General features: G+C 58.9%; 19 protein-coding genes and 1 riboswitch. Of the genes, 5 read left to right on the forward strand and 14 right to left on the reverse strand.

What is annotated here, in order from left to right; genetic code table 11:
* The 13 genes from radC to dnaK all read right to left on the reverse strand — a co-directional run bounded on the left by radC (position 1) and on the right by dnaK (position 11,604).
* Positions 1-756 (reverse strand): RadC family protein, encoded by a 756-nt coding sequence (gene radC / locus ACR0MS_RS08050; RefSeq protein WP_480571952.1) that lies wholly within the window; start codon positions 754-756, stop codon positions 1-3.
* 35 nt (positions 757-791) lie between these two features.
* Complete coding sequence (locus ACR0MS_RS08055) at positions 792-1,526, reverse strand: ABC transporter permease (protein ID WP_170697005.1); 735 nt, start codon at positions 1,524-1,526, stop codon at positions 792-794.
* Entirely contained in the window at positions 1,523-2,248 is a 726-nt protein-coding gene (locus tag ACR0MS_RS08060) for an ABC transporter ATP-binding protein (protein WP_480571153.1), read from the reverse strand. The genes ACR0MS_RS08055 and ACR0MS_RS08060 overlap by 4 nt, the downstream gene beginning before the upstream one ends.
* Positions 2,245-2,919, reverse strand: coding sequence for a thiaminase II (gene tenA / locus ACR0MS_RS08065; RefSeq protein WP_480571150.1), 675 nt, complete (start codon positions 2,917-2,919; stop codon positions 2,245-2,247). Before tenA ends, ACR0MS_RS08060 begins: the two co-directional genes overlap by 4 nt.
* Complete coding sequence (locus tag ACR0MS_RS08070; RefSeq protein WP_480571147.1) at positions 2,916-3,851, reverse strand: ABC transporter substrate-binding protein; 936 nt, start codon at positions 3,849-3,851, stop codon at positions 2,916-2,918. Before ACR0MS_RS08070 ends, tenA begins: the two co-directional genes overlap by 4 nt.
* A 19-nt stretch (positions 3,852-3,870) precedes the next feature.
* The gene (locus tag ACR0MS_RS08075) at positions 3,871-4,833 is read right to left on the reverse strand and encodes a HesA/MoeB/ThiF family protein (protein ID WP_480571145.1); all 963 of its coding nucleotides are present in this window, start codon (positions 4,831-4,833) and stop codon (positions 3,871-3,873) included.
* On the reverse strand, positions 4,830-5,426 hold the full coding sequence (locus ACR0MS_RS08080; RefSeq protein WP_480571143.1) for a thiamine phosphate synthase: 597 nt from the start codon (positions 5,424-5,426) through the stop codon (positions 4,830-4,832). Before ACR0MS_RS08080 ends, ACR0MS_RS08075 begins: the two co-directional genes overlap by 4 nt.
* Complete coding sequence (locus ACR0MS_RS08085) at positions 5,423-6,187, reverse strand: thiazole synthase (RefSeq protein ID WP_480571141.1); 765 nt, start codon at positions 6,185-6,187, stop codon at positions 5,423-5,425. Before ACR0MS_RS08085 ends, ACR0MS_RS08080 begins: the two co-directional genes overlap by 4 nt.
* A gap of 2 nt (positions 6,188-6,189) precedes the next feature.
* The gene (gene thiS, locus ACR0MS_RS08090; protein WP_480571139.1) at positions 6,190-6,384 is read right to left on the reverse strand and encodes a sulfur carrier protein ThiS; all 195 of its coding nucleotides are present in this window, start codon (positions 6,382-6,384) and stop codon (positions 6,190-6,192) included.
* Positions 6,368-7,345 carry an FAD-dependent oxidoreductase gene (locus ACR0MS_RS08095; RefSeq protein ID WP_480571136.1) on the reverse strand — a complete coding sequence of 326 codons (978 nt, stop codon included), beginning with the start codon at positions 7,343-7,345 and terminating at the stop codon, positions 6,368-6,370. Before ACR0MS_RS08095 ends, thiS begins: the two co-directional genes overlap by 17 nt.
* Positions 7,342-8,145, reverse strand: coding sequence for a bifunctional hydroxymethylpyrimidine kinase/phosphomethylpyrimidine kinase (gene thiD, locus ACR0MS_RS08100; RefSeq protein WP_480571133.1), 804 nt, complete (start codon positions 8,143-8,145; stop codon positions 7,342-7,344). The genes ACR0MS_RS08095 and thiD overlap by 4 nt, the downstream gene beginning before the upstream one ends.
* Before the next feature lie 47 nt (positions 8,146-8,192).
* Positions 8,193-8,299, reverse strand: a riboswitch (TPP riboswitch).
* Positions 8,300-8,470: 171 nt separating this feature from the next.
* A complete protein-coding gene (dnaJ, locus tag ACR0MS_RS08105; RefSeq protein WP_171123856.1) occupies positions 8,471-9,622 on the reverse strand; it encodes a molecular chaperone DnaJ in 1,152 nt (383 codons plus the stop codon).
* Between the two features lie 74 nt (positions 9,623-9,696).
* Positions 9,697-11,604 carry a molecular chaperone DnaK gene (dnaK, locus tag ACR0MS_RS08110; RefSeq protein ID WP_480571130.1) on the reverse strand — a complete coding sequence of 636 codons (1,908 nt, stop codon included), beginning with the start codon at positions 11,602-11,604 and terminating at the stop codon, positions 9,697-9,699.
* Between the two features lie 212 nt (positions 11,605-11,816).
* Between dnaK and ACR0MS_RS08115 the strand changes: the two genes are divergently transcribed.
* Entirely contained in the window at positions 11,817-12,419 is a 603-nt protein-coding gene (locus tag ACR0MS_RS08115; RefSeq protein ID WP_480571127.1) for an alpha-ketoglutarate-dependent dioxygenase AlkB family protein, read from the forward strand.
* Here ACR0MS_RS08115 and ACR0MS_RS08120 read toward each other — a convergent pair.
* Entirely contained in the window at positions 12,416-13,237 is an 822-nt protein-coding gene (locus tag ACR0MS_RS08120) for an ABC transporter permease (protein WP_480571124.1), read from the reverse strand. The two genes, ACR0MS_RS08115 and ACR0MS_RS08120, sit on opposite strands and share 4 nt — an antisense overlap.
* Before the next feature lie 122 nt (positions 13,238-13,359).
* Here ACR0MS_RS08120 and cysQ point away from each other — a divergent pair, with 122 nt between their 5' ends.
* The 4 genes from cysQ to ACR0MS_RS08140 are packed head-to-tail and all read left to right on the forward strand — an operon-like array spanning position 13,360 to position 17,043.
* Positions 13,360-14,157: a 3'(2'),5'-bisphosphate nucleotidase CysQ gene (gene cysQ / locus ACR0MS_RS08125; protein ID WP_480571121.1), complete on the forward strand. Its 798-nt coding sequence runs from the start codon at positions 13,360-13,362 to the stop codon at positions 14,155-14,157.
* Positions 14,157-14,957, forward strand: coding sequence for a 3-deoxy-manno-octulosonate cytidylyltransferase (locus tag ACR0MS_RS08130; RefSeq protein ID WP_480571118.1), 801 nt, complete (start codon positions 14,157-14,159; stop codon positions 14,955-14,957). Before cysQ ends, ACR0MS_RS08130 begins: the two co-directional genes overlap by 1 nt.
* A 60-nt stretch (positions 14,958-15,017) precedes the next feature.
* Positions 15,018-16,001, forward strand: a complete 984-nt coding sequence (gene galE / locus ACR0MS_RS08135) for a UDP-glucose 4-epimerase GalE (protein ID WP_480571115.1) — start codon at positions 15,018-15,020, stop codon at positions 15,999-16,001.
* Between the two features lie 7 nt (positions 16,002-16,008).
* The gene (locus ACR0MS_RS08140; protein ID WP_480571112.1) at positions 16,009-17,043 is read left to right on the forward strand and encodes a glycosyltransferase family 2 protein; all 1,035 of its coding nucleotides are present in this window, start codon (positions 16,009-16,011) and stop codon (positions 17,041-17,043) included.
* The last annotated feature ends 157 nt before the right edge of the window (positions 17,044-17,200 follow it).

Consider the following 17,200-nt stretch of genomic DNA (forward strand, 5'->3'; position numbering starts at 1 on the left):
CTACAGATACCCTTCGGACCGAAAACTCAACTCATTCGATTTTCCGATGATCAGGTGATCGTGCAGGGTCAGCCCCAAGGCTGTGCACGCATCCTGAATTCGGTTTGTCATGTCGATGTCCGATTGCGATGGCGCCGGATCACCCGAGGGATGGTTATGCACAAGAATCAGCGCCGAGGCGTTTAACTCAAGCGCGCGTTTGGCGACCTTGCGCGGATAGACTGGCACGTGATCCACCGTGCCCTTGGCTTGCTCCTCATCCGCGATCAGCACGTTCTTGCGATCCAGAAAGAACACCCGAAACTGTTCTGTTTCGCGGTGCGCCATCGTTGTGTGGCAATAGTCCAGCAACGCATCCCATCCCGATATCACGTGCCGCTGCATCACCCGCGCCCGGGCCATCCGGTGCGCGCAAGCTTCGAGTATCTTGAGATCGGTAATCACCGTATCGCCCACGCCCTTGATCTGCCGCAGCCGCTCTTCGGGCGCAGTCAGAACGCGGTTGAAATCACCGAATGTGTCCATCAAGGCCCGCGCCAAGGGCTTCACATCCTGCCGGGGGATCGAGCGGAAAAGAACCAGTTCCAGCAGCTCGTAATCCGGCATGGCAGCCGACCCGCCCGCCATGAACCGTTCGCGCAGCCGCTTGCGGTGGTCCTTGATATAGGACGGCAACTTCCCCTGTGGCAAAGGCTGCATCGGGGCTTCGTCAACGTCGAACAATGAGGGGGCTTCGGCAAAGGCATCCTGAGTCATATCCAAAGATTGGCTCAGAATCAGTTTCTGAAAGGTTAACGCATCTCACCTGCCATACGCGCGGTGGCCCGTCGGACAATCAGGTGCAGAAGAATGGAAAACACCCCCAGCGTCAGCATAGCGGCAAACATCAGGTCGGTCTTTGCGCGCCCATTGGCCAGCAACATCAGATAGCCCAACCCTTGCGAGGACCCGACCCATTCGCCGATCACCGCCCCGATCGGAGCATAAACGGCCGCCAGCCGCATCCCCGAGGCCAGCGACGGCAGCGCGGCGGGAATACGAATGTGCCACAACACGGCGCGGGGGCTGGCTTGCATGGTGCGCGCAAGGTCAAGATACCCTTGTGGCGTCCGCATCAGCCCGTCAAAGAATGAGGACGTGATCGGAAAGTAGATGATCAACACGGCCATGGCGACCTTGGACCACAACCCGTAACCCAGCCAGAGCGTCAGCAAAGGTGCCAACGCAAAAACCGGCAAAGCCTGCGTAAAAACCAGCATCGGTTGCACCAGCACTCGGGCCGCACGTGAATTGGCCAGCTGCAGGGCGGTCAGAACGCCCAGAACCGTCCCAAAGGCCAGACCGATCACCACCTCAACCGCCGTGATCCACGTGTGCTCCGCGATGATCCAGCGGTTCTGCCACCAAGTCTCGGCCACCAGCGCCGGGCCGGGCAGGATGAATTTCGGCAACCCGGTCAGGCTGACGATCGCCTGCCAAATAGCCAGCGCGAACAGTGTTGCTGCAAGGGCCGAGAGGATCTTCATGCCGCCTCTCTCAGCAGTCGCAACAAAGCACCCTGCGTTTCCAGCGTTTCCAGATCATCCACGTGGCGCGGCGCAGGCGCGGCTGGCGGATCGCAGAAGGTCAGCCCCTGCGGTGTCATCACCACAATGGATTGACCCAGCCGCGCGGCCTCGCCCGGATCATGGGTCACCAAAAGAACGGTCCTGCCCTTCAGTGCATCGGCGGCAAGGTCCTGCATATCCGCACGCGTCCGCGCGTCGAGGGCCGAAAACGGCTCATCCAGCAGCACGATGGGCCGATCCTCCATCAGTGTACGCGCCAACGCGACCCGCTGGCGCTGCCCGCCTGACAGTTCTGACGGTTTCTTGGCCATGTGATCCTGAAGACGCATCCGTTCGATCAAACGATCCCTGCGTTCGACATCAGGTGCCTCACCGCGCAGCCGTGCGCCCAGTGACACGTTCTGCGCAACTGTCGCCCAAGGCAACAGCAGATCGTCCTGCGCCATATATGCGACGCGATCCGCCACGGTGTGGCCATCGCTTGCGGTAATCTGACCGTCGAAATCCGCGCCCGTTTCCAGCCCTGCGATCAGACGCAGGACCGTTGTCTTTCCAACACCCGATCCCCCCAGCAAACAGGTCCACTGTCCCGACCCAAGGGTCAGGCTAAGCGGCGCGAACAGCGTCGCTCCGTCAATGGTGGCCCTGCCGCTTATGGTCAGATCGGGTGCAGGGGTCATGGTGTCAGGCCCATTTGCCAGAAATTGACCTCTAGCTCTGTGGCGGTTCGGAAGGTCTGGCACAGCCTGCCCCACCGGGGTGGGGTTTCAAAATCTGGCCCAATTCGCCGTGTTAGAGCCTGATCAAGCAATGATCCCACTGCCTTGCACGCCTCTTGATAATCGGGACCTGCATAGGTGTTGATCCAATCGCGATAGGTCTCGGACGTGGCCTCGGACGCCAGTCGCGCTCCGATCTCGCCATAGCCCATAACGCAGGGCGCAAGGGCTGCCAGCAGGTCCAGCAGATCACCGCTATAACCCGCATCGAGCACGAACCGCGTATAGGCCAAATTCTCGGCGCGTTCGGGGGTGGCGAACAGTTCCTCGCCCGAGATGCCCTCGGCCTCGCAGATACCGATATGCAGTTGCATTTCCTCGGCCACCAGCGCGTTCACAGTGCCGACGGCGGTCAGCATCTCGGAATGGGTTTCCGACTTCACCACCGCCAGCGCCCAGGCACGGGAGAAATGGATCAGAAACACATAGTCCTGACGCAGATAGTGCAGGAACGCCTCGCGCGGCAGGCTTCCGTCCCTCAGCCCTTCGACAAAAGCGTGGCGGGTATAGTCCCGCCACGGCCCTTGCGCCGCATCGCGCATCAGAGCGAAGGCTTTGCCGTACGCGCTCATTTCGCGGTCACGTCGATGGTGATGTCGCTGACCGGGTTGATGCTGTCGATCATGCCGCTGTCCTTGAGGAATTCCTCGAACCGGGCATACCGGCCAGCGTCAAAACCCGCCGGACGCAGCGCGAAACGGGGCAGAGTGTCGACCCATGCGCGTGCATTCAACTCATCCTGCAGCTCAGGCGACGTGGCGGCGAAAATCTCCCAGCTTTTTTCGGGGTTGTTGACGATGTACTGGGTGGCTTTTTCGGTCGCAGCCAGAAAACGCGCGATCATGTCGGTGTCCATCTTGTCGGGATTGGCGACATAGATCAGCTCATCATAGGGCGGAACGCCTTCTTCCTCGATGTAAAAGCAACGGCCCGCGACACCTTCGATATCCATCTGGTTCAGCTCAAAGTTACGGAACGCACCGATCACCGCGTCGACCTGACCGGTCATCAGCGACGGAGACAGCGAGAAGTTCACGTTGATCAGCTTGATATCGTCCAGCGCCACACCATGCGCGTTCAGCATCGCCGTCAGGATTGCCTCTTCCACACCTGCGACCGAGAATCCGACCTTCTTGCCCTTGAGGTCAGCAAGCGACTTGATTGGGCCGTCCTCAAGAACCAGCAGGCAGTTCAATGGGGTCGCGACCAAAGTACCCACACGCTTGAGCGGCAGCCCCTCGTGGATCTGCAGATGCAGTTGCGGCTGATAAGACACGGCCAGGTCTGCCTGACCCGCAGCAACCAGACGCGGAGGCGCAGACGGGTCCGCAGGTGGGACGATCTCGACCTCAAGCCCCTCATCCGCGAAGTAGCCATTTTCCTGAGCGACGATGATAGGACCGTGGTCGGGGTTGATGAACCAGTCCAGCAGCACGGTCATCTTGTCCTCGGCCCATGCAGGCGCGGCGGCCAGCAGAGCTATGGCTGTGATCAGCTTTTTCATGTCTCGCGTTTCCTTCTGTTCACGAGGTTGCGGCCGCGACGAGGACAATCTCGCCGGACCAATCCGGTTGTATTTCTTCGGCGGCGCGCCACGCACGCAAACCTGTGGCGCAGCACAGAGCCAGCGTTTTCTTTTTGTTAGGCTCTGATTTCAGGGCGATGAGCGACAGGCGCTGCGCATTCGGATGCACGGGTTTTGGTGCTTCGTCTTGGCTGCGCAGTTCTATGATCAAGTCGTCCGCAGTCAGTTCGCCCGGGGCGACAAATCTGAAATGCCGCTCGGGTTCGGGCGCATTGTCAAAACGAAACGTGGTACTACGCAGTGTCCGCGCATCGAACTGAACCATCTGGCCCAAGGGTGAGGGGTCCAGCCCCAAAATCAGGTTCAGCGTCATTTGCGCCTGCGTCGCACCGATCAATCCCACGACAGGACCCAAGACACCCGCAGTTGCGCAGCTTGCCCCGCTGTCCGGCGCATCCGGGAACACAGCGCGCAACGACGGGGCACCGCCGCAGAACCCGCCAACATAACCTGACAGACCCAGAACCGATGCGGTGATCAGTGGTTTTCCTGCGGCAAAACACGTATCCGACAGGATATAGCTGGCGGCGTAACTGTCGGCACAATCCAAGACCACGTCTGCCTGCGCCACCAATTCAACAGCATTTTCGTTTGTTAGAGCCTGTTCTTTCCCTGATGCGAGGATTTCACTATTCAACGCACGGCACCGCTCAGCGGCGACGACGGCTTTGGATCGCCCGCAATCTGCCTCAGTAAACAGCGTCTGGCGGTGCAGGTTTGACAGGGTAACCCTATCGTTATCGACAATCGTGATCTGCCCGATACCGGCACCGGCAAGCAGGGGCAAAGCCGGTGCTGCCAGACCTCCGGCACCAATCACCAGAACCCGCGCATCGGACAAGCGCGCCTGACCTTCGGCCCCGACTTCGGGCAACAGGGTTTGACGCGCGTAGCGGCTCATCGCGTGACCTCGATCCATTGGCGCACGCGGGCTTCGGGGTCGGCGTTTAGGGTAATGTCGGTCACGGCTGAAACGATATCCGCACCTGCCTGCAGCACGCCCTCGGCGCGTTCAACGCTCATCCCGCCAATTCCAACAAGGGGAATGTCGCCCACCCGTGCTTTCCACTCTGTCACGCGCGGCAAACCCTGCTGTTCCCATTTCATTTTCTTGAGGATGGTCGGGTAGACGGGGCCAAGCGCCACATAATCCGGGTCCATCGCCAGAACGCGTTCAAGCTCATCATCGTCATGGGTGGACACACCCAGTTTAAGCCCGGCCTTCCGGATGGCTTTCAGATCGGCGTCGTCCAAATCCTCCTGACCCAGATGAATCCAGTCACACCCCGCATCAATGGCAGCATGCCAATAGTCGTTAACAACCAACACGGCCCCAAATGCCCGGCAGAGATCACGCGACGCAGAAATCTGTTCTCGCACCACCTCGTCCGGTTGATCCTTGATCCGCAGTTGAACCAGCTTCACCCCTAGCGGCAACATACGACGCAACCAGCCGGAATGATCGAATATCGGATAGAACCGGTCCAGCGTCATGACAGAAACGCCTTTCCGATCACCGGGGTCGAAGGCTCGGCCATATCGCGGGCCTCGATCGGGTCAGCCTCATGCGCCAGTTGCCCTGCCTCAATCGCCAGCATCATCGCCCGCGCCATCGCCGCCGGATCACCTGCCCGCGCCACCGCTGTGTTCAATAGAACGGCGTCATAGCCCAGCTCCATCGCATGTGCCGCGTGGCTTGGCAGGCCGATCCCTGCATCAATGACCAACGGCACATCGGCAAATTCAGCCCGCATCGCGCGCAGTGCGTATTCGTTGTTCAATCCGCGCCCCGACCCAATCGGCGCGCCCCAGGGCATCAGCACTTCGCACCCAGCCCCCAACAGGCGTTCCGCCACAACCAGATCGTCGGTGGTGTACGGGAAAACCTGAAACCCATCTTCGATCAGGATGCGTGCGGCCTCGACCAGTTGAAACACATCCGGCTGCAGACTGTCGGTATGGCCAATCAGTTCTAGTTTGATCCAAGTGGTATCGAACACCTCGCGTGCCATATGCGCGGTGGTCACGGCCTCTTTGACGGTATGGCAGCCAGCGGTGTTGGGCAGAACCAATACGCCAAGATCGCGGATCATTTGCCAAAACGTCTGCCCGGCACCGGACTCGCGCCGCAACGACACGGTGGCAACCCCGGCCCCGCTTTCGCGAAAAGCCGTCTCAAGTATCGCCGGGCTGGGATACTGCGCCGTCCCAAGCATCAGTGGATTCGGCAGCTTAGTGCCATAGAACGTCTTCATCTTCAGCCCCCCTGCATCGGCGCAACAACTTCGATCCTGTCGCCATCTGTCAGTTTATGAGCGACGCGCAGGGACGAGGGCACGAATTCTTCGTTCACAGCCGTCGCGACGCGACCGGTAAACCCGCATTCCAGCAATAGGTCCGACAAGGTTTCGGCACGCACCTCGCGCGGCTCACCGTTAAGCACGATCTTCATCGACCATCTCCGAATGTGTGTTCTCAAGCGCCAAATCAGCCACACCCTGCGCAAGTGCCGGGGCCAACAGGTAGCCATGACGATACAGCCCGTTCGCATAGATCGTATGCCCCAGACGCCGAATGCGCGGCAGGTTATCGGGGAAAGCCGGGCGCAGGTCGACACCGATTTCCAACACCTCGGCTTCTCCGAAGGCGGGGTTCAGCGCGTATGCGGCGCTCAGCAATTCCAACATGGATCGCGCGGTGATGCGGCTGCTGTCCTCGGACTCGATCATTGTCGCGCCCAGCATATAGACGCCATCGCCGCGCGGCACGATGTAAAGCGGCATCCGCGGGTGCAACAGGCGCACGGGGCGAGACAGGGTAACGTCAGGGCACCGGATCACCAGCATCTCACCCTTGACCCCACGAAGGTCATGCAATGTCTCGCGCGCGTGCAACCCCCGGCAATCAATGGCGTTTTTCAAACCAGCTGGGGCCAGCTTCTGATGAAACACGACACCCTCGGCTTGCAACTGCCGATACAGGTCTTTCAATGCCCGGCGCGGATCTAAATGCGCCTCATCCGAAAAGAACAAGCCCTTCGAAAAGCCGGCCAAATCAGGCTCTAATTCGGTTAGTTTTGTCTGATCGACATCCTTGAACCCGTGCGTCCGACGCGAAAACCGGCGTAGATCAGGCAGATCTCTTGAATTGGCAACAACCAAAGTCCCGCGCCGATAGACCTGAGTGCGAGAGCCCCACCACTCCAACGCGCCTTGCCCCAGGCGCAGCACTTGTTCCTCGGCGTTTTCAAACTCGCACCACGGCGCCAACATACCGCCGGCCCACCAGGAACACCCATGGGCACCCGGAGGTCCGCCGGGGTCAAAAACCTGCACCTTCACACCCCGCGACACAAGCTCGCTGGCGACGGTCAAACCGGCAACACCGGCCCCTATGACCGACCAGAGCGTCACGCCGTCCACATCCGGTGAAAATGGTGAACCGGCCCGTGGCCCTGCCCGATATTCAACTCATCCGCCTTGGCGATGGCCCCCTGAAGATAGTCATGCGCCTGCGCGACCGCATCGGGCAGCGCCAGACCTTTAGCCAACCCTGCAGCAATCGACGACGACAACGTGCAACCGGTGCCATGCGTGTTGCGCGTATCGACGCGGGGGGCAGTGTATTCGCCAATAACACCCGAAGCGTCCAGCAGGATATCGTGGCAAATATCCCCTGCGCCATGCCCGCCCTTCATCAACACGGCCTTTGCCCCCAACGCGCACAGGCTACGCCCCTGATCCGTCATCTCTGCAGGAGACGTGGCCGCGTCGCTGCCCAGCAAACACGCAGCTTCTGGCAAATTGGGCGTCAACACCGAAGCTCGGGGTAAGAGCACATCCCGCAAGGTCTGAACCGCGTCCTCTGCCAGCAGGGAATCGCCCGACTTGGCAACCATCACAGGATCCAGGACGACAGGACCTTCAAAAGCCGCGATACTTTCGGCCACGGTACGGATAATCTCGGACGTCGCCAACATTCCGATCTTGATGGAACCAACGTCAAAATCGGTCAGAACCGCATCTATCTGTGCCGCGACAACATCCAGCGGTATTCCATGCACGGCCGTCACGGCGCAAGTGTTCTGCGCCGTAACCGCCGTGACAACACTCGCGCCAAACACGCCAAGAGCCGACATCGCTTTCAGGTCGGCCTGAATTCCGGCCCCACCGCCACTGTCCGATCCCGCAATTGTCAATGCAATAGGCGCCATTTGGTTGCTCCGGTTCAGTTGGGGCAACGGTGGCGTGGAAAACGTCTGTAAACTGTAAGACCGTTCCCTCCGCCGGTATTGCCCGGATCAGGTTCGATGGGTTGATGCGTTCGCACCTCTCAGCCCAATGAACAGGGCACCCCAACGGTTGGCGCGGACCATCTCAGGCGCAGTCAAATTAATCAAGAGGATTCTGCGAGGCTCTGCCTCGCGCTCCGGGATATTTGGGGCCAGATGAAGTACGGATCCCCTGCTTCATCTGGCTAGAAATATCCCGGGGGAGTCTCCCGAAGGGAGGCGGGGGCAGAGCCCCCTAACCGAAGGTTCAACCTTTCATCCCATCCCAAAAGGATTTGACGGAAGAAAAGAAGCTTTTGGATTCCGGATGATTGTCTTCACCCAGATCGTCGAACTCTTTCAGCAGTTCTTTCTGACGGCTGGTCAGGTTCACCGGTGTTTCCACCGCCAGTTCGATGAACATGTCGCCGACACCACCACCGCGCAGCGCAGGCATACCCTTACTGCGCAAGCGCATCTGGCGGCCCGACTGACTGCCTGCCGGAATCTGCACGCGGCCGCGGCCACCGTCGATCGTCGGCACCTCGATCGACCCGCCCAACGCGGCCTTTGCCATGCTGACCGGGACGCGGCAATAGAGGTTCACGCTGTCACGTTCGAACAGTTTGTGGTCGGACACTTCGACGAAGATATAGAGATCCCCCGGAGGGCCGCCACGCATCCCGGCCTCACCCTCACCTGCAAGACGGATGCGGGTGCCGGTCTCAACACCAGCGGGGATGTTCACGGACAGGGCACGCTCTTTTTCGACACGACCTGCGCCGCCGCAGGATTTACAGGGATTCTTGATGATCTGGCCAAGGCCCGAACACGTCGGACAGGACCGTTCAACCGTGAAAAAGCCTTGTTGCGCGCGGACCTTGCCCATGCCGGAACAGGTGGGGCAAGTCGTAGGCTCGACGCCACTTTCCGCACCCGAACCGTCGCAGGCGGAGCAGGCAACGGCCGCGGGAACGTTGATGGTTTTTTGAAGTCCCGAAAACGCCTCTTCCAGCGTCACGCGCAAGTTGTAGCGCAGGTCTGATCCGCGCGCAGCACGGCGGCCGCCACCGGCACCGCCACGCTGACCCCCCATGAAATCACCGAACAGGTCGTCAAATACATCTGAGAAGGCGCTGGAGAAATCGCCCTGGCCAAACCCGCCGCCGGGACGACCGCCGCCGCCCATGCCATTTTCAAACGCGGCATGACCAAAGCGGTCATATGCGGCCTTTTTCTCGGCATCGCGCAGAACGTCATAGGCTTCGTTCGCTTCTTTGAACTGCGCCTCGGCATCCGGGTTGTCCTTGTTGCGGTCGGGATGCAATTCCTTGGCTTTCTTGCGAAAGCCTTTCTTGATCTCGTCCGCAGATGCGCCCTTTGATACGCCGAGCACATCATAGTAGTCGCGTTTTGACATCAGTGTTTCCTTCTGCCTCAACGTAATCGGGCCGGCCCGACAACCGGACCGGCCCGAATTGGCCCGGTTACCCGTTAGTTACGCTTGTCGTCGTCCAGATCTTCGAACTCGGCGTCGACAATGTCATCATCGCCCGGTGCGGCGTCTGCCGCCGCAGGCTCATCCTCGGCCTCTTCCGACTGCGCCTTGTAGATCGCCTCGCCCAGCTTCATGGCCGCTTCGGTGACGTTCTGGATGCCGGACTTGATCTTGTCGGCATTCTCGGTTTCCAGCTCGTCCTTCAGCGCGGCAATGGCCAGCTCGATGGCTTCGATGGTGGTTGGGTCGACCTTGTCGGCGTGTTCTTCCATCGACTTTTCGGTCGAGTGGATGAGGCTTTCCGCCTGGTTCTTGGCGTCCACCAGCTCGCGACGTTCCTTGTCGGCCTCGGCATTTTCCTCGGCGTCCTTGACCATCTTTTCGATATCCGCGTCGGACAGACCGCCCGAAGCCTGGATGGTGATCTTCTGCTCTTTGCCGGTGCCTTTGTCCTTGGCTGAAACCGAGACAATGCCGTTGGCGTCGATGTCAAAAGTCACCTCGATCTGAGGCATGCCGCGCGGCGCGGGCGGGATGTCTTCAAGGTTGAACTGACCCAGGATCTTGTTATCCGCAGCCATTTCACGCTCACCCTGGAACACGCGAATGGTCACGGCATTCTGGTTGTCCTCTGCGGTCGAGAAGACCTGAGACTTTTTGGTCGGGATCGTGGTGTTGCGGTCGATCAGACGGGTGAATACACCACCCAGCGTTTCGATGCCCAGCGACAGCGGGGTCACGTCCAGCAGAACCACGTCCTTGACATCGCCCTGCAAAACGCCGGCTTGAATTGCGGCGCCCATGGCAACCACTTCGTCCGGGTTCACACCCTTGTGCGGTTCTTTACCGAAGAATTTGGTGACCTCTTCGATCACTTTCGGCATCCGGGTCATACCACCGACCAGAACAACTTCGTCCACGTCACCAGCCGACAGACCCGCGTCTTTCAAAGCAGCGGCGCAAGGCTTCATCGACTTCTTGATCAGGTCGCCCACCAGCGATTCCAGCTTGGCACGGGTCAGTTTCATGACCATGTGCAGCGGCTGACCGTTTGCGCCCATCGAGATGAAAGGCTGGTTGATTTCGGTTTGCGAGGTCGAGCTAAGCTCGATCTTGGCTTTTTCAGCGGCTTCTTTCAGACGCTGCAGGGCCATCTTGTCGGAAGACAGATCGACACCGTGTTCCTTTTTGAACTCATCCGCCAGGTAGTTGACGATGCGCATGTCAAAGTCTTCACCACCCAGGAAGGTGTCGCCGTTAGTCGACTTAACTTCGAACAGACCGTCGTCGATTTCCAGAATGGTCACGTCGAAGGTACCGCCACCAAGGTCATAGACCGCGATGGTTTGGGTTTCTTCCTTGTCCAGACCATAGGCCAGCGCTGCCGCTGTCGGTTCGTTGATGATCCGCAGCACTTCGAGACCGGCGATTTTACCGGCGTCTTTGGTGGCCTGACGCTGTGCGTCGTTGAAGTAGGCCGGAACAGTGATAACCGCCTGCGTGACTTCCTCACCCAGATAGCTTTCTGCGGTTTCCTTCATCTTGCCCAGAGTGAAGGCCGAGATCTGGCTTGGGGAGTACTTTTCACCGCGGGCTTCAACCCATGCGTCACCGTTGCCGCCATTGACGATGGCGTACGGCACCATTTTCTTGTCTTTTTCGACTTCTGCATCATCCACACGACGACCGATCAGACGTTTGACGCCAAAGATCGTGTTGTCGGGGTTGGTGACCGCCTGACGTTTTGCCGGCTGACCGACCAGTCGCTCATCTTCGGTGAAGGCGACGATCGAGGGCGTGGTCCGCGCCCCTTCTGCGTTTTCGATGACCTTCGGCTGCGAGCCGTCCATGATGGCCACGCACGAGTTGGTGGTTCCGAGGTCAATCCCGATTACTTTACTCATATGTTCAATCCCTTTCTCTTCAAGGCGATGTCCGAGGTCCGGACCCGTTATGGCACCCGCCCCCGATCTGATTTGCGCGATAGCCCTACACCATCACGCGTCCCGGCGTATATAAGGGCGGGACCAAAAGCCTGCAAGCGGTGTAAATCACAGGTTTTCGGGATTCTGTGGCCTTTTTTCGCAAGGTTTTGGCAAGGATTGAGGATTCTTCAATGGCGCGGCTTGTTTTGCGCGATTTCGACATCAGAAAAGCCTATTTGGACAGCACCGCGCAGACGCGGCTGATTGAGGTGCTGCGCCCGATTCTGAAATCCGCGCCTTTGTTCCGGCCCGTTACGCCTTCGGGCAGGGAAATGTCGGTTCGCATGACTTCGGCCGGGGCACTGGGCTGGGTCACCGATCACGCGGGCTACAGATATCAGCCGCAGCATCCCAAAGGCGCCCGCTGGCCGTCAATTCCCGAACCCATTCTTGAAATCTGGCGCGATTTGGCCAGCACGGAACGGGACCCGGATTGCTGTTTAATCAATTACTACGGAGAAGGTGCCCGAATGGGTCTGCATCAGGACAAGGACGAAGCCGATTTTTCCTGGCCGGTCCTGTCAGTTTCGCTTGGCGATGACGCCCTGTTTCGCATCGGCAATGACACCCGAGGCGGCAAGACCGAGTCGATCTGGCTGAACTCGGGCGATGTCGTGATCATGGGCGGCCCCGCACGTCTGACCTATCACGGTGTGGATCGCATCCGGTTCGGGTCATCCAAGCTGTTGCCGAAAGGTGGCCGGATCAACCTGACCCTACGCGTGGCCAGTTAACGGCGCGCATTCCAGCTTTGCGAGATATGCTGGCGCGTATAGAAAATTCCGAGCAGGCCAATCAACAACAGCGTCAGGCCGACCCAGATTGGATATTCCCAGTTCGTATTGCGCGGAAAGTAATTCCGGAACACGAACCCGCGACATTGGTCGATGATATGAAACAGCGGGTTCCACGCAAACATGGTCAGCATGAAACCGCCCAGCGCATTCGCTACGAACATCTTTCCGGAAAAGACCATGTTCAATCTGCGATAAATCGTGCTCAGGATCGTCGAAGTCGTTGGAAACCAAGGTTTCAGGGCCATGAACACCACACCGACAGCGCACCCCGTGAACCACGCCAGTATCAGCATGTAGAACGCACCGCCTGGGTCTTGAATCTCCAACGGGGCAACGACGACTACGTAACCGAACAGGATCACGAATATGGAAGCCAACTGCGTGTACAAAGTCCCAAACGCGGCGGCCAGTAGAACCACCATCATGTTCATTGGGGAATGCAGCATCATCGGGTTGTCGCCGGTACCAACATTGGAAACAGCACCAACCGCTTTGACATGTGTGATGAACAAAAAGATGCCTGAGAGCAGAAACAAGATGAACTCACCCCGAACCTTGGCGACACGGGTCCCCAGGAAGGACATGATCAAATAAAAGACGACAACCAGCGCCAGAACCTGGATGATATTTTTCACGATCGCGATAATGGCATTGGAATGACCCGCACGGATGTTGCGCACGACAGCATGAAACACCAGTTCAGCCGTCGTAAACGCGCTGCCCAAAAGCGTCTGATTTCGCTTAAAATAAAACACGCGCGCGCTCTTTCCTGCCCATTCACCTGTAAACTGTCACGAAATTCTTGCCGATCCGTAACTGGCACATCATAAGGCCCACAGAATATTCAATCAACAAATCACAGGAACGGAGCATTTTTGTGACCTACGACGCCCTTATCCCCGTCATCCGCCGTTTGGCATTGGAAGCTGGCGACAAGATCATGGAAATCTATAATTCGGATGATTTCGACGTGAAGGTCAAATCCGACTCCAGCCCCGTGACCGAAGCGGACGAGGCCGCAGACGCGCTGATCTCGGCCGGTTTGCGCGACGCTTTCCCGGATATTCTGCTGGTGACCGAAGAACAGGCTGACTCTCACTCGGAAAAAGGCGACACGTTCCTGATCGTCGATCCGCTGGACGGGACCAAGGAGTTCATCAACCGCCGCGGTGACTTCACCGTGAATATCGCGCTGGTTGAAAATGGCACGCCGACCCGAGGCGTTGTTTATGCCCCAGCCAAAGGACGCATGTTCTACACGCTGTCGGACGGGCAATCGGTTGAGGAAACCGGCCCGCTAGACAAGGAAGAGGTCGGCGAAACAACTCCCATATCAGTCTCTAAACCAGACAATTCCGCGCTGTTGATCGTGGCCTCGAAATCGCACCGGGATCAGGCGACCGAGGATTACATCAACAAATATCAGGTACAGGACAGCAAAAGCGCGGGCTCGTCGCTGAAATTCTGTCTGGTGGCTACGGGTGAAGCCGATCTCTATCCCCGCGTCGGTCGCACGATGGAGTGGGATACGGCCGCTGGCCACGCAGTTCTGGCGGGTGCCGGCGGCAATGTGGTTCGGTTTGACGACCATACGCCCCTGACATACGGCAAGGACGGCTATGCAAACCCGTTCTTCATCGCCTACGCTCCGGGTGTTGACCTGAAGGAGGCCTGATGTCCGTTCTGATCGCCATTCCCGCCCGCTATGCCTCGACCCGTTATCCGGGCAAACCTTTGGTTCCCCTGACCGGAGCAAGCGGCAAAGCAATGACCTTGATCGAACGGTCCTGGCGCGCGGCCTGTTCCGTATCTGGTGTGGACAACGTGGTTGTCGCCACCGATGACGACCGCATCCGCGAAGCAGCCGAAGGGTTCGGGGCCGAGGTTGTCATGACCTCGGACTCCTGTGGCAATGGCACCGAGCGCTGCGCCGAAACTCACGCCAATCTGGGTATGGGCTATGATATCGTGGTCAACCTTCAAGGCGACGCGCCGCTGACCCCGCATTGGTTCGTCGAAGACCTGATCGCAGGGCTGCGCGCCGCACCGGATGCCGGTGTCGCCACGCCGGTGCTGCGCTGTGATGGCGAAGCGCTCAACAGCCTGCTGAACGATCGCAAGCACGGGCGCGTCGGTGGCACAACGGCGGTCTTTGCCGCAGATCACAGCGCCATGTATTTTTCGAAAGAAGTGGTTCCTTACACCGCTCAGACCTATGCGTCGGCAGACGAGACCCCGGTGTTTCACCACGTCGGCGTTTACGCCTATCGCCCTGATGCGCTGGCCGCTTACCCCACATGGCCCATTGGCCCGCTGGAGCAGTTGGAAGGGCTGGAACAACTGCGCTTCATGGAAAACGGGCGCAAGGTTCTTTGCGTCGAGGTTGAGGCCAAGGGCCGCCAGTTCTGGGAACTGAACAACCCGCAGGACGTGCCGAAGCTGGAGCAAATGATGGCCGCCATGGGGCTGGACTGACCGCAGTGTTTATCACAGATAACCGGCCCTTTTGGACGGCAAGACAAATTGGAATTTTGAATGACTAATATTCTTGTGACCGGCGGTGCCGGCTACATCGGGTCGCATGCCTGCAAAGCGTTGTCGCAAGCCGGATACACGCCCGTGACCTTTGACAACCTGATTACCGGCTGGCAGGACGCTGTGAAATTCGGCCCCTTTGAACAGGGAGATCTATTGGACCGCGCCCGGCTGGACGAGGTTTTCGCCAAGTACCAGCCCGCCGCCGTGATGCATTTCGCCGCCCTCAGCCAGGTGGGTGAGGCGATGTCGGAACCGGGCAAATACTGGACCAACAATGTCACCGGATCGCTGTCTCTGATCGAGGCCGCCGTTGCCGCCGGATGCCTGAACTTCGTGTTCTCATCGACCTGCGCCACTTATGGTGAACACGACAATGTCGTGCTGGACGAAAACACGCCGCAGGAACCGCTCAACGCGTATGGCGCGTCTAAACGGGCGATCGAAGACATTCTGCGCGACTTTCAGGCGGCGCATGGTCTGAACCACGTGATTTTCCGGTATTTCAACGTGGCGGGCGCGGACCCTGACGGCGAAGTGGGTGAATTCCACCGCCCTGAAACGCACCTGATCCCACTGATGCTGGACGCCATCGACGGCAAGCGCGACGGCCTGACAGTGTTTGGCACCGATTATGACACGCCGGACGGAACCTGCATCCGCGACTACGTCCATGTCTGCGATCTGGTCGATGCCCATGTTCTGGGTCTGAACTGGCTGGAGCAGGGCAAGGGCAGCCGCGTGTTCAACCTTGGGACAGGCAGCGGTTTTTCCGTGATGGAGGTTATCGGACATTCCAAGTCTGTCACCAATCGCGACGTGCCGTATTCCATCGGACCGCGCCGGGCCGGGGACTGCACCAAGCTGGTTTCCGGATCAGTGCGCGCCGGTGACGAACTTGGCTGGACGCCAAAAAGATCCACGTTAGAGACGATGATTGCCGATGCGTGGCGCTGGCACCAAAACGGCAACTACGAGAAATGAGCCCTCTGTGACCGGAACCGAGGATACTCTGCCGCCCCTGTCATGGGTGCAGAAGTACCGGTTTCGCCTGAAACGGCGGCGGCTGTTGTGGCGATCGTTTCGCAGCCGCCGTCAGTTGACTCCGTTATTGGATCGAACCCGCGCAATCAAACCGGGCGACATTCTGGCCTTTACCACCCTTCGGAACGAGATTACCCGCCTGCCCTGGTTCCTGCGGCACTATCGGGCCTTGGGGGTGGATCACTTTCTGATTGTGGATAACGGCAGCGATGACGGGTTGGTCGCGTTTCTTGGCGATCAGCCGGACGTGTCGCTGTGGCAGACGCATGGCAGCTATCGCGATGCACGGTACGGGCTGGACTGGCTGACGTGGTTGCAGATGCGGCACGGGCACGGGCACTGGACGCTGATGGTGGATGCCGATGAGCTGTTGATCTACCCCGAGCATGATACGCGATCGCTGCGCGATCTGACATCCCTTCTGGACCAACAAGGTCGCAACGCCTTTGGCGCGTTGATGTTGGACCTTTACCCCAAGGATCCGCTCGGTGCTCAGGACTACCAGCCCGACACGGACCCAACTGCTGTTTTGAACTGGTTTGACCCCGGTCCCTACCGCGCTAAACGGCAATCGCCTTTGGGGAATCTCTGGGTTCAGGGCGGCGCGCGAGAGCGAATGTTCTTTGCCGATACGCCTCAGCGGTCCCCGACGTTGAACAAGCTTCCTCTGGTTCGGTGGTCCCGACGGTACGCTTACGTAAATTCGTGCCATTCGGCGTTGCCACGTAAACTGAACGCAGCCTATGACGGCCCAGATGACAGCAGGCCGTCGGGCGTTTTGCTACACACCAAGTTTCTGCCCGAGGTGATCGAGAAATCAAAAATCGAGAAAACCCGACGGCAGCATTTCCACAACCCCGATCAGTTCGCGGACTATTATGACGGGATAATTAATCACCCCTTAATGTGGACAACCCAATCAGTGCGTTACACGGGTTGGAGACAACTACAGCAGCTTGGGCTGATGGGCTGTATTGACTGAAAATTCAGCACCTGCGGCTAACGGCTTGTAAATGCGTTGCCTCGATAGATGGAAAAGTGGCATAACCCGATAATGACCCGGCACCACTCTGGCTGATCCAGGCCCCGGGTATGCTCGCGTAAATTAAAAGGTAGGGCAGTCACGTGAGCCTGTTGGA

The organism is Ruegeria sp. CJ2 (assembly GCF_056536745.1).